Here is a 12,220-nt window from a genome sequence, read left to right on the forward strand (position 1 = left end):
CGTCCGGGGCCGTCAGCCCTTCTCCAGGAACTCCGCCCGGTCCTCGTCCAACAGGCTCTCCAGCGCGGTACGCAGATCCGGATGGTCGGCCAGCTCCGGGTCGACGGCGACCAGCCGGCCCGCCTCCTCACGGGCGGTGGCGATCACGTCCTCGTCCTGGAGGACCGAGAGCACCTTGAGCGAGGACTTCACGCCGGACTGCGCCTGGCCCAGCACATCGCCCTCGCGGCGCTGCTCCAGGTCGATCCGGGAGAGTTCGAAGCCGTCCAGGGTGCCGGCCACCGCGTCCAGCCGGGCCCGCGCCGAGCTGCCGGCCGGCATCTCGCTGACCAGCAGGCAGAGCCCGGGCGCGCTGCCGCGCCCGACCCGGCCGCGCAGCTGGTGCAGTTGGGAGACGCCGAAACGGTCCGCGTCCATGATCACCATCGCGGTGGCGTTCGGCACGTTCACCCCGACCTCGATCACCGTGGTCGCCACCAGGACGTCGACCTGGCCGGCCGTGAAGCGGCGCATCACGTCGTCCTTGGCCTCCGGGGTGAGCCGGCCGTGCAGGATCTCCACCCGCAGTCCGGCCAGCGGGCCCTTGGCCAGCATCTCGGCGGTGGCCACCACGGCCAGCGGCGGGCGGCGTTCGTCGCTGCCCGCGCCGAGGTCCTCGGTGTCGTCCGGGGCGGTCTTGCGCTTCTTCTTCGGGTCGTCCGGCTCGTCGCCGATCCGCGGGCAGACCACGTACGCCTGGTGGCCCTTGCCGACCTCCTCGCGGATCCGCTCCCAGGCCCGGGCGAGGAAGTTGGGCTTCTCCAGCGAGGGCACCACATGGCTGGAGATCGGTGAGCGGCCGGCCGGCAGCTGGTCCAGGACCGAGGTCTCCAGATCACCGAAGACCGTCATCGCCACCGTGCGCGGGATCGGCGTGGCGGTCATCACCAGCAGGTGCGGGGGCTTCTCGCCCTTGGCGCGCAGCGCGTCGCGCTGCTCGACGCCGAACCGGTGCTGCTCGTCGACGACGACCAGGCCGAGGTCCTGGAACTGGACCTTGTCCTGGATCAGCGCGTGCGTGCCGATCGCGATCCCGGCGTCCCCGCAGGCCATGTCCAGCAGCACCTGGCGACGGGCCGGCACGCCCATCGAGCCGGTCAGCAGCACCACCTTGGTGCCGAGCTCCGAGCCCCCGAGCATCCCGCCCTCGGCCAGTTCCCCCATCATCTCGACGATCGAGCGGTGGTGCTGCTGGGCGAGCACCTCGGTCGGCGCCAGCAGCACCGCCTGGCCGCCGGCGTCCACCACGGTGAGCATCGCGCGCAGGGCGACCATCGTCTTGCCGCTGCCGACCTCGCCCTGCAGGAGCCGGTGCATCGGGTGCTCGGTCGCCAGGTCGGTGAAGATCTCGGCCGAGACGCATCGCTGGCCCTGGGTCAGGGTGAACGGCAGCTTGGCGTCGAAGGCGTCCAGCAGGCCGCCGGAACGGGCCGGCCGGGCCACCGCGGGCAACGCCGAGTCGGCGGCCCGGCGCTGCGCGAGGGCGACCTGCAGGACGAACGCCTCGTCCCAGCGCAGCCGGTTCTGCGCGCGCTCGCGGTCGGCGTGGGTGCGCGGGCGGTGGATCGACTCCAGCGCCTCGGGCAGCGCGATCAGCGCGTGCTCGGCCCGCAGTTCGGCCGGCAGCGGCTCGCCGACGCCCTCCCAGCCGGTGGCGGTGAGACTGTCCAGCGCCATGTCCACGCACTGGGACAGCTTCCAGCTGGGGAACTGAGCGCTGGCCGGGTAGACCGGGATGAGCCGGCCGGCGAACTTCTCGGCCACCGAGGAGTCCGCGTCGGCGTCCAGCAGCTGGTAGTCGGGCGCGGCCAGTTGCCGGGTCCGGTTGAAGACGCCGACCTTGCCCGCGAACAGGCCCTGCGAGCCGGGCCGCAGCTCCTTCTGCCGCCAGCCCTGGTTGAAGAAGACCAGCGTGAGCTTGCCCCGGCCGTCGGTGACCACCACCTCCAGCCGGTCGCCGCGACGCTGCTTGAACGGGATCAGGGTGACCTTCTCGATCCGCGCGAGCACCGTCACGTGCTCGTCCACGTCGAGGTCGTCCAGGCTGGTCAACTCACCGCGTTCGGCGTACCGGCGCGGGTAGTGGTGCAGCAGGTCGCCGACCGTGCGCAGCTTGAGGCTGTCGGCGAGCACCTTCGCGGTGCGGTCGCCGACGAGCTTGGTCAGGGGTTCGTCCAGTGCGGCCATCACGCCCTATTGGACACCACCGCTGCGACAGCGGCCCTCACTCCACCCCGATGAGCAGCGGCGCGCTCTGCTGTCCGCCCGCGAAGACCACGGTGTCCACCTCGGGGCGCTGCCTGCGCGCGTGCGCCACCAACTGGTCGGCCAGGCCGGACGGGACGCCCTCGCCGAGCACCAGGGTGACCAGTTCGCCGCCGGCCGCGAGCATCCGGGAGAGCACCTCGGCGCCGGTGGCGGCGATCTCCGGGCCGATCACCGCCACGTCCCCGTCGATCAGGCCGAGCACGTCACCGGCCTGGCAGACCCCGGCCATCGTCCAGGACTCCCCCTCGGCGACGGCCAGTTCGGCGTACCGGGTGGCCCCGGCGGCCGAGGTCATGGCGACCACGTCCTCGTCGAAGCGGCGGCCCGCCTCGTGGACGGCGAGCGCGGCCAGGCCCTGCACCGGGGAGCGGGTGGGCAGCACCGCGACCCGCACGCCCTCCTCGCGCAGCTGGTCGGCGGCGGCGCCGGCGGTGGCCCGCAGTTCGGGGTCGTTGAGCAGCACGATCACCTCACCGGCCGCGCAGGCCCGGACCGCCTGCGCCAGCTCGGCGCTGGACGGCGGCGCGTCCGGGTCGGCCCGCAGCACGGCGGCGCCGGCCAGCGTGCAGAGCTGCGCCAGTCCCTCGCCGCCGACCACGCTGAGCACCGCGCGGGCGGCCGGGCCGGGAGCTCCGCCGGCCCCGGCGCGGGCGGCGGCCTCGGCGAAGTGGGTGACCCGGATCCGGTACGGCCGGCCGGCCTCGACCCCGGCCTCCACCGCCGCGCCCGCGTCGTCCACGTGCACGTGCACGCTCCACAGCCCGTCGCCGCCGCCGACCACCAGCGAGTCGCCCAGCGCCGCCAGCCGCTCGCGCAGCACGGGCAGCGCCGCGTCGGGGGCGTCCAGCAGGTAGATCACCTCGAACGCGGGATGGCCGGGCCCGGGCGGCCGGAGATGCCCCTCGCAGCCCGGCAGCACCGCGCCCAGATCCTCGCCGAGCGCGACCGGGCCCATCGGCTGCTGCCCGGTCACCGCGTCCGCGAGCGCGCCGAGGACCGCGACCAGACCGCGCCCGCCGGCGTCCACCACACCCGCCCTGGCCAGCACGTCCAGCTGGGAGGGGGTGCGCAGCAGGGCCTGGCGGGCCTCCTGGTGCGCGGCGCCGGCGATCTCCGCGAGGCCGCCGCCGTCCCGCTCGGCCCGCTCGGCGCTCTCGGCCGCGCAGGCGGCCACCGTCAGCAGGGTGCCCTCCACCGGCTCGGCGACCGCCTGGTAGGCCGCCTCGCAACCCCGGCGCAGCGCCGCGCTGAGCGCCTGCGGGCCGCCGCCGCGCTGCGCCAGCACCTCGGCCGTCCCGCGCAGCAGCTGGGCCAGGATCACCCCGGAGTTCCCGCGGGCCCCGATCAGCGCGCCCTTGGCCATCGCCCTGACCGTGGCGTCCAGACCCGGTTCGGCGCCGTCCTCGAAGCACTGCTCGACGGCGGCGGTGGCGGACTCGGCGGTCAGGTAGAGGTTGGTCCCGGTGTCCCCGTCCGGCACGGGGTAGACGTTGAGCGCGTCGATCTCCTCACGGGCCTGGCCGAGCGCGGACAGCGCGAGCCGGCACCAGGTGCGGACGGCGAGGGCGTCGAGCGTGTCCTGCACCGGGTCTCCTCCAGGTGAACGCGACGGGAACGTGGGGCGAGACCGGGAAGACCGGGCCCCGGTGCCCTTCGGCAGGTTATCCGGGCGGTGGCGGGATCAGCGCTGGCAGGAGGCCTGGCGGGGGCAACGGCCCGGCCGCTCGTGGTAATTTCGTTGAACGGGAGTAGCCGTTGTATGCTGCTCCGGTTGCCTGGAACAGTCCAGGCTCACCCCTTGAGTCGATCCGGGTCACGCGAGTGCTCCGGGACGGATCAGCCGGGGTTTTCGAACGTAAATGATTCTGAAGTCTTGGAGTGACTCCTGTGGCTGCCAACTGCGACGTCTGCGGCAAGGGGCCGGGCTTCGGCAACAGCATCTCCCACTCGCACCGCCGTACCCCTCGTCGTTGGAACCCCAACATCCAGAGGGTGCGCGCTGTGATTGGGCGTACGCCGAAGCGGCTCAACGTCTGCACCTCGTGCATCAAGGCCGGTAAGGTCTCGCGCTGACGCGCAGACCGGTAAGCCGGTCCTCCAGTAAGCCGATTCATCCTCGGATGGGTCGGCTTTCTGTTTGGTCTTCATACCACTCTGTAGGGCCCGGCACACCTGTGCCGGGCCCTACAGAGGTTTCCGGGCCTCAGTGCTTGCGCTGCCGCCAGCCGTGGTCGACCGGGCCGATGCCCTCGCCGAGCGCGAAGCCGGCCCGGATCGCCCCGGTGACGTACTCCTTGGCGGCCGCCACCGCGGACGGCACGTCCTGGCCCTTGGCCAGCTCGGAGGCGATCGCGCTGGCCAGCGTGCAGCCGGTGCCGTGGGTGTGCCGGTTGTCGTAGCGCGGCGAACGGAACCAGTGCTCGCCGCCGTCCGCGCCGACCAGCAGGTCGGCGGCCTCGCCCTCCAGGTGGCCGCCCTTGACCAGCACCCAGCGCGGGCCGAGCGCCAGCAGCGCCTCGGCCGCCGGGCGCATCTCGCGCTCCTCGACGACGGTGATGCCGGTGAGCTGCGCCACCTCGTGCAGGTTGGGGGTGGCCAGCGTGGCGACCGGCAACAGGCGCTCGCGGACGGTGGCGACCGCCTCGGCGGCGAGCAGCGCGTCGCCGTGCTTGGAGACCCCGACCGGGTCCACCACCACCGGCGCGTCGACGCCCGCGAGCAGCTCGGAGACCGTCTCGACCAGCTCGATCGAGGCCAGCATGCCGGTCTTCACGGCCTGCACACCGATGTCGTCCACCACGCTGCGGAACTGGGCCCGGACGGCCTGCGCCGGCAGCTCCCAGTAGCCCTGCACGCCCAGCGAGTTCTGCGCGGTGACGGCGGTGATCACGCTCATCCCGTGCACGCCCAGCGCCAGCATGGTCTTGAGGTCGGCCTGGATGCCGGCCCCGCCCCCGGAGTCCGAACCGGCCACGGTGAGGACGCGAGGCGGCGCGGTGGAGCCGGCGACGGCGAGGACCCCCGGAGGGGTTGTTGCAGCAGACATGGCGCCCAACCTACCGGGCGCCGCTCAGAGGACGGCTTCCGATTCCGCCCACTGGTCCTGCGGCACGGTCTTCAGCCGGTGGACCGCGTCGGCGACCGGCAGCAGCTCGATCTCGGTGCCGCGCAGCGCGGTGAAGTGCCCGAAGGCGCCCTTGTGGACGGCTTCCACGGCGTGCCAGCCGAACCGGGTGGCGAGCACCCGGTCGCGGGCCGTGGGCGTGCCGCCGCGCTGGGTGTGCCCGAGGATGACCGGCTTGGCCTCCTTGCCGAGCAGGTCCTCCAGTTCGTGCGCGAGCCGGGTGCCGATCCCGCCGAAGGTCTGGTGGCCGTACTGGTCGACCGTGCCGTGGTCGAAGCGCAGCGTGCCGGGGGCGGGCTTGGCGCCCTCGGCGACCGCGATGATGGCGAACTTCTTGCCGCGCTCGAAGCGTTCCTCGATCATCCGGGCGACCGCCTCGATGTCGAAGGGCTTCTCGGGGATCAGGATGCCGTGCGCGCCGGCCGCCATGCCCGCGGTGAGAGTGATCCAGCCGGTGTGCCGACCCATCAACTCGACCACCATGACCCGCTGGTGCGACTCCGCGGTGGTCTTCAGCCGGTCGATCGCCTCGGTGGCCACGTGCACGGCGGTGTCGAAGCCGAAGGTGACGTCGGTCGACTCGATGTCGTTGTCGATCGTCTTGGGCACGCCGACCACCGGCAGCCCGGCGTCGCTGAACATCTTGGCGGCGGTCAGCGTGCCCTCCCCGCCGATCGCGATCAGCGCGTCGATGCCGAGATTGCCGGCCAGCGTACGGGCGTTCTCCACCGCCCACGCGATCCGCTCGCGCTGCACCCGCGCCGAGCCGAGGATGGTGCCGCCCATGGTGAGCAGACCGGTGACGTCGTCGTGGCCGATGATCCGGGCCCGACCCTCGATCAGGCCCTGGAAGCCGTCCTCGATGCCGAGGATCTCGTCACCGTGCACGTCCAGGCCCCGGTGGACCACCGAACGGATCACCGCGTTGAGCCCGGGGCAGTCGCCACCACTGGTCAGGACACCGATTCGCATACGGCTGTGCTCTCCCGCTCTGTGGTCAATCCGGACAGAACTGACATTCAGCGCAAGCCTAGCGTCCGTGGGTCCTGGTTCGACTACTGAGCGAAGTGGTCCCAGCCCGCGGTCCGTTCCCAGGGGGCGCCGTCGACGGTGACCCGGCCCTTGCGGCCGGGCCTGGCCGGAGCCGTCACCTCGCCCACCACGCGCCAGCGGGCCGGCAGCTGCACGCCGGCCGGGAAGGTCGCCACGATGGCGTGGTCCTCGCCGCCGGAGAGCACCCAGACCAGCGGGTCGACGCCGACCGCCTGGCCGATGTCGGCCATCTGCGCGGGCACGTCGAAGTCCGCGGCCTTCAGGTCGATGTCCACGGCGCTGGCGGCGGCGACGTGCCCGAGGTCGGCGACCAGGCCGTCGCTGACGTCGATCATCGAGGTCGCGCCGAGGTCGGCCGCCGCCGGGCCCGCGTGGTACGGCGGTTCCGGGCGGCGGTGCGCCTCGACGAAGGCGCGCGGCGAGCGGAATCCGCGCGAGAGCACCGTCAGGCCGGCCGCGGACCAGCCGAGCCAGCCGGTCACCGCGACCACGTCGCCGGTCCTGGCACCCGAACGCACCACCGGCGCACGGCCCTGCAGGTCGCCCAGCGCGGTGATCGCCAGCGTGATGGTGTCGCCGCGGACCACGTCCCCGCCGACGACCGCGGCACCGGCCACCTGGCACTCGTCACGCAGACCGTCCATCATCTCGGTGGCCCAGGTGGTGGGCAGGTCGGCGGGGGCTACCAGGCCCAGCAGTATCGCGGTGGGCACCGCGCCCATCGCGGCGATGTCGGCGAGGTTCTGCGCGGCCGACTTGCGGCCCACGTCGTAGGCGGTGGACCAGTCGCGGCGGAAGTGCCGGCCCTCGATCAGCACGTCGGTGGTGGCGACCACCCGGCCGTCGGGGGCGCGGACCACGGCGGCGTCGTCGCCGGGACCGAGTTCCACCGCCGGAGTGAGCGGCAGCCGGGCGGTGAGTTCCCTGATCAGCCCGAACTCGCCGAGCTCGCCCACGGTCCCCTGCATGTGCCGTCCTCTCCTGCATCCTCGCGCGGTCGTGCGGAGGCACGGCGCGCTCCCCGCGCGAAGCGTACGCCCCTGGAGTACCCCGAGGTCTCCCCTCCCGGGCCTGCCGCGCGGTAGCGTGGTGATCCAGCTCCCTGCGGCGTGCCCGCCCCCACCCCATCCCACCGTGCGGACCGCCTGCGGAGCCTGTCGTGAACCAGCACCCCCAGCCGCCGGGAGGTTCTCCGTGGTACAGGCATACATCCTGATCCAGACCGAAGTGGGCAAGGCCACCGCCGTGGCCCAGTCCATCGCCAAGATCGCCGGCGTTCTGCAGGCCGAGGACGTCACCGGTCCCTACGACGTCATCGTCCGCGCCGAGGCGGAGACCGTCGACGACCTGGGCCGTCTGGTCGTCGCCCAGATCCAGCAGGTCGAGGGGATCACCCGGACCCTGACCTGTCCGGTGGTGCACCTGTAACAGCGGGCGCACCCGGCGGCGACGCCAGGCGGCCCCGGCGCACCAGCGCCGGGGCCGCCGTGCGTGCGGTCAGCGCAGGCCGGTGGAGCGGCGCAGCGCCGCCTGGAGCAGCCGGTCGATCAGCTCGGAGTAGGGCACTCCGGTGGCCTCCCACATCTTCGGGTAGGCCGAGATCGGGGTGAAGCCGGGCATGGTGTTGATCTCGTTGACGACCCAGCGGCCGTCGGTGAGCAGGAAGAAGTCGACCCGGGCCAGGCCCTCGCAGCTCAGCGCCTCGAAGGCGGCGACCGCCTGGCGGCGGATCTCGGCCGTCTCCTCGTCGGTCAGCCGCGCCGGGATCTGCACCTCGGACGAGTCGATGTACTTCGCCTCGAAGCTGTAGAAGTCGAAGCCGCCGCCGACCAGCACCTCGGCCGGCACGCTGGCCCGCGGGCCGTCCTCGAACTCCAGGACGGCGCACTCGATCTCGCGCCCCTCCAGGCCCGCCTCGACGATCACCTTGGGGTCGTGCCGGCGGGCCTCGTCGATCGCGGCGTCCAGCTCGGCGAGGTCCTTGACCTTGCTGATCCCGATGCTGGAACCGGCCCGGCAGGGCTTGACGAAGACCGGCAGGCCCAGCGCGGCGATCCGCATCCGGGCCGCGGCGCGCCCCTGCTCGCTCTCCCAGTCCCGCGGGCGGACCATGGTGTACGGGCCGACGCCGATGCCGAAGGACTCCAGCACCCGCTTGGTGTACTCCTTGTCCATGCCGACCGCGCTGGCCAGCACGCCGGAGCCGACGTACGGCACCCCGGAGAGCTCCAACAGGCCCTGCAGCGTGCCGTCCTCGCCCCACGGGCCGTGCAGCAGCGGCAACACCACGTCGACCTCGCCGAGCACCTTCGGCGCGGCGCCGGGCTCGCTCCAGACCACCTCGCGGGAGGCCGGGCTGGCGGGCAGGACGACCGCGCCGTCCGCCTGTTCGGCGATCTCGGCGACGTCCGGCAGCTTGCCGTCGGTGATGGAAAACCGGGACAGCTCGTCGCTCACCAGGGCCCAGCGGCCCTCGTGGGTGATGCCGATCGGCAGCACGTCGTACTTCGTGCGGTCGATGGACTTCAGGACGCTGCCGGCCGTGGAGACCGAGATCGCGTGCTCGGAGCTACGGCCGCCGAAGACGACGGCGACGCGCGGCTTGCGGCCGGCGCCGGTGGCCTGCGGGTTCGGGGAGGTCGGTTCGATGCTCATATCGGATCTGAGACTACCGTGCGACTGGTTTGGTTCCCCGGTAGCGCGCCCGCTGTCGGCCCGACCGGCCCCGGCCGCCCGATCGCGCCGCTCGCTCAGCGCCGCTCGGACTTCGCCGAGCGGGCCATCAGCCGGGTGAGCGCCTGCTGGGTGGGCCGGCCGTTGTGCACCACCTCCACCACCGCCTCGACGATCGGCATGTCGACGCCGTTGCGCCAGGCCAGGTCCAGCACCGACTCGCAGGACTTCACGCCCTCCGCGGTCTGCCGGGTGGCCGCGATGGCCTCCGCCAGCGACATCCCGCGGCCCAGGTTGGTGCCGAAGGTGTGGTTGCGGGAGAGCGGCGAGGAGCAGGTGGCCACCAGGTCGCCCATCCCGGCCAGCCCGGCGAAGGTCAGCGGGTCCGCGCCGAGCACCACGCCGAGCCGGGTGATCTCGGCCAGGCCGCGGGTCATCAGGGTGGCCTTGGTGTTGTCGCCCAGGCCCATCCCGTCGGCCATGCCGACCGCCAGGCCGATCACGTTCTTGACCGCGCCGCCCAGTTCGCAGCCGATCACGTCGGTGTTGGTGTACGGGCGGAAGTACGGCGTGTGGCAGGCCGCCTGGAGCCGCTGGGCGACCGACTCGTCGGCGCAGGCGACGACGGTCGCGGCCGGCTGGCGGTTGGCGATCTCGGGGGCCAGGTTGGGCCCGCTGACCACCGCGACCCGCTCCGGGCCGACGCCGGCCACCTCGCCGATCACCTCGCTCATCCGCTTGGCGGTGCCGAGTTCGATGCCCTTCATCAGGCTCACCAGGACGGTCCGCGGGTCGAGCAGCGGGGTCCAGGCCGCGAGGTTCTGCCGCAGGGTCTGCGAGGGCACCGCGAGCACCGCGAAGTCCGCGCCGGCCAGCGCGGCGGCCGCGTCGGTGGTGGCGCCCACGCTCGCCGGAAGCTTGAGGTCGGGCAGGTAGTCGGGGTTGACCCGGGTGGTGGCGATGGCGTCCACCAGCTCCTGGCGCCGGCCCCAGAGGGTCACCTCACACCCCGCGTCGGCCAGGATCATCGCGAAAGCGGTCCCCCAGGAACCGGTTCCCAAGACTGCACAGCGGGTCACTTGGCGGACTCCTCGTCGGTGGTGACGGCGCGGTCGCGCCGGTCGGCGGCGGCCTGGCCGCGGGCCGCGGAGGCCCGGCGCATGTCGAAGCGCTCGGTGGGCGGCTGCTCGCCGCGGATGCCGGCCAGCACCTCGGTGATGGCCGTCATGATGTCCTCGGTGGCCTCGCGCAGCACCTGCGCGGTGATCTCCCGGCCCTGATACCTGCTCAGGTCCACCGGCGGACCGGCCACCACCTGCACCCGGTGCCGGGGGAAGAGGCTGAGTCTGGCCTTGCCCTTGCCGCGCCCGCCGTAGCCGTACGGCGGGACGATCTCGTGCGCTCCCCAGTGCGCCACCGGGATGACCGGCGCGCCGGTCATCAGGGCGACCCGGGCCGCGCCGCTCTTGCCGGTCATCGGCCACAGGTCGGGGTCCCGGGTGAGCGTGCCCTCCGGGTAGAACTGCACGACCTGGCCGTGGTTGACGGCGTCGATGGCGGCGCGGAACGCCTTCGCGGCGTCGGTGGAGTCGCGGTAGACCGGGATCTGGCCGGTCTTGCGGAGCATGAATCCGATGAACGGCACGGAGAAGACCGCCGACTTGCCGAGCATCCGCGGCGGGCGGCCGCTGTTGTACTGGAAGTGCGCGTAGATCAGCGGGTCGATCACCGAGTTGTGGTTCACCACCGTCAGGAAGCCGCCTTCCTTGGGGAAGTGCTCCCAGCCACGCCATTCGGGCTTCACCAGTGCGGTCGTCACCGGTTTCACCAGGACCGCGGCGAAGCGGTACCAGATTCCGTAGTCCGCGTTGCCGAAACTGGCGTACGAGCGGCGGGCCACCCCAGGTCCTCCTCGTGTGGTGCGGCACGTGGGGTGCCGCAGCTGTCGGTATCTCGGTCTGTCGGTATGTCGGTCCGGGTCGCCCCGGCAGGGTCTCCAGCAGGTCCGGCACAAGTGACCAACAGCACGTCACACCCCGCGGGGCTGTCTGGCGCGGACTCCCGGACCGGCGCCAGAATGGCGCGGATGACCCAGCACACCGTACGCCCAGTCTCCCCCGCCGCGCGGGGCCGGTCGTCCGGCTGGTCGCTGATCGTGCCGGTGAAGGCGCTCGCGCGGGCCAAGACCCGGCTGGGTGAGTACGCGGGCGAACAGCGCGCGGAACTCGCGCTGGCGTTCGCGCTGGACACCGTGACGGCCGCGCTGAACTGCCCTGCCGTCGGCCGGGTCCTGGTGGTCTGCGACGACCCGCTGGCGGGGCCGCTGCTGGCCCGGCTCGGCGCCGTGCTGGTGACCGACGAGCCCGGTGGCGGGCTCAACCCCGCACTGGCGCACGGCGCAGCACGCGCGCGGGTGCTGGCCCCCGACGCGCCCCTCGCCGCACTCTCCGCCGACCTGCCGGCGCTGCGGCCGGACGAACTGGCGCGGGTGCTGGCGTCGGTACCCGCGCCCGGGCGCGCCTTTCTGGCCGACTCCCCCGGCATCGGCACCACGCTGCTGGCCTGTTCCCCCGGCCACCCGCTGGAACCGGCCTTCGGCGGCGCCTCCCGGGCCCGTCACACGGCGGGCGGGGCGCTCGAACTCGCGCTCCTCGACGTCCCGTCCGTCCGCCGCGACGTGGACACCGCGGCCGACCTCGCCGAGGCGCTGCGCCTGGGCGTCGGCCGCTGCACCGCGGCGGTGGCGGCGGTGCTGGGATCCGAACTGCCCGCTGTCGGTGGAGCGGTCTAAGCTGACGGCATGCAGGCCACCGCGTTCACTTACGACTCCGAGACCCGGTCCGGCTCCGTGCTGCTGGACGACGGCACCGCGGTGCCCTTCGACGCCGCCGCGTTCGACGCGGGGGGCCTGCGGCTGCTGCGGCCCGGGCAGCGGGTGCGGATTCGCACCGAGGGGGCGGGCGAGGCCCGTCGGGTGGTCTTCGTGACGCTGCAGACCTTCGCCGACCCGGGCGCCTGACAGCCGACTTACGACACAGCCGCGGCGGCCCGCTCCCCAGTCTG

Annotated in this window: 12 protein-coding genes; 4 read left to right on the plus strand and 8 right to left on the minus strand. The window is 73.2% G+C overall.

Going from position 1 to position 12,220, the window contains the following annotated elements; all coding sequences use genetic code 11:
* Positions 1 to 12: 12 nt before the first annotated feature.
* Together recG and BS80_RS15075 are read right to left on the minus strand one after the other, a co-directional pair.
* A complete protein-coding gene (recG, locus tag BS80_RS15070) occupies positions 13 to 2,226 on the minus strand; it encodes an ATP-dependent DNA helicase RecG (RefSeq protein ID WP_035801256.1) in 2,214 nt (737 codons plus the stop codon).
* Between the two features lie 37 nt (positions 2,227 to 2,263).
* Positions 2,264 to 3,892 (minus strand): DAK2 domain-containing protein, encoded by a 1,629-nt coding sequence (locus BS80_RS15075; RefSeq protein ID WP_035797774.1) that lies wholly within the window; start codon positions 3,890 to 3,892, stop codon positions 2,264 to 2,266.
* 302 nt (positions 3,893 to 4,194) lie between these two features.
* Here BS80_RS15075 and rpmB point away from each other — a divergent pair, with 302 nt between their 5' ends.
* Positions 4,195 to 4,380 (plus strand): 50S ribosomal protein L28, encoded by a 186-nt coding sequence (gene rpmB / locus BS80_RS39400; RefSeq protein ID WP_083974744.1) that lies wholly within the window; start codon positions 4,195 to 4,197, stop codon positions 4,378 to 4,380.
* 130 nt (positions 4,381 to 4,510) lie between these two features.
* Here rpmB and thiD read toward each other — a convergent pair whose 3' ends face one another.
* From thiD to BS80_RS15090, 3 genes are all read right to left on the minus strand, one after another.
* Positions 4,511 to 5,353, minus strand: coding sequence for a bifunctional hydroxymethylpyrimidine kinase/phosphomethylpyrimidine kinase (thiD, locus tag BS80_RS15080; RefSeq protein WP_051966639.1), 843 nt, complete (start codon positions 5,351 to 5,353; stop codon positions 4,511 to 4,513).
* Positions 5,354 to 5,377: 24 nt separating this feature from the next.
* The gene (locus BS80_RS15085; RefSeq protein ID WP_035797777.1) at positions 5,378 to 6,403 is read right to left on the minus strand and encodes an ATP-dependent 6-phosphofructokinase; all 1,026 of its coding nucleotides are present in this window, start codon (positions 6,401 to 6,403) and stop codon (positions 5,378 to 5,380) included.
* An 83-nt stretch (positions 6,404 to 6,486) separates the two neighbouring features.
* Complete coding sequence (locus tag BS80_RS15090; protein ID WP_035797779.1) at positions 6,487 to 7,452, minus strand: thiamine-phosphate kinase; 966 nt, start codon at positions 7,450 to 7,452, stop codon at positions 6,487 to 6,489.
* A 226-nt stretch (positions 7,453 to 7,678) separates the two neighbouring features.
* On the opposite strand from BS80_RS15090, the gene BS80_RS15095 reads away from it, so the two are divergent.
* Positions 7,679 to 7,912 (plus strand): Lrp/AsnC family transcriptional regulator, encoded by a 234-nt coding sequence (locus tag BS80_RS15095; RefSeq protein ID WP_035797781.1) that lies wholly within the window; start codon positions 7,679 to 7,681, stop codon positions 7,910 to 7,912.
* A gap of 69 nt (positions 7,913 to 7,981) precedes the next feature.
* Here the strand turns inward: BS80_RS15095 and BS80_RS15100 are convergent, their stop codons facing one another.
* The 3 genes from BS80_RS15100 to BS80_RS15110 form a co-directional block, all read right to left on the minus strand.
* Entirely contained in the window at positions 7,982 to 9,139 is a 1,158-nt protein-coding gene (locus BS80_RS15100) for a D-alanine--D-alanine ligase family protein (RefSeq protein WP_035797786.1), read from the minus strand.
* Between the two features lie 95 nt (positions 9,140 to 9,234).
* Positions 9,235 to 10,236 (minus strand): NAD(P)H-dependent glycerol-3-phosphate dehydrogenase, encoded by a 1,002-nt coding sequence (locus BS80_RS15105; RefSeq protein WP_035797787.1) that lies wholly within the window; start codon positions 10,234 to 10,236, stop codon positions 9,235 to 9,237.
* A complete protein-coding gene (locus tag BS80_RS15110) occupies positions 10,233 to 11,057 on the minus strand; it encodes a lysophospholipid acyltransferase family protein (protein WP_035801259.1) in 825 nt (274 codons plus the stop codon). The genes BS80_RS15105 and BS80_RS15110 overlap by 4 nt, the downstream gene beginning before the upstream one ends.
* A 186-nt stretch (positions 11,058 to 11,243) precedes the next feature.
* Between BS80_RS15110 and cofC the strand changes: the two genes are divergently transcribed.
* The gene (gene cofC / locus BS80_RS15115; RefSeq protein ID WP_051967099.1) at positions 11,244 to 11,948 is read left to right on the plus strand and encodes a 2-phospho-L-lactate guanylyltransferase; all 705 of its coding nucleotides are present in this window, start codon (positions 11,244 to 11,246) and stop codon (positions 11,946 to 11,948) included.
* 9 nt (positions 11,949 to 11,957) lie between these two features.
* The gene (locus BS80_RS15120; protein WP_035797789.1) at positions 11,958 to 12,176 is read left to right on the plus strand and encodes a hypothetical protein; all 219 of its coding nucleotides are present in this window, start codon (positions 11,958 to 11,960) and stop codon (positions 12,174 to 12,176) included.
* The last annotated feature ends 44 nt before the right edge of the window (positions 12,177 to 12,220 follow it).

It is taken from the genome of Kitasatospora mediocidica KCTC 9733, assembly GCF_000744225.1.
Classification (GTDB): Bacteria; Actinomycetota; Actinomycetes; order Streptomycetales; family Streptomycetaceae; genus Kitasatospora; species Kitasatospora mediocidica.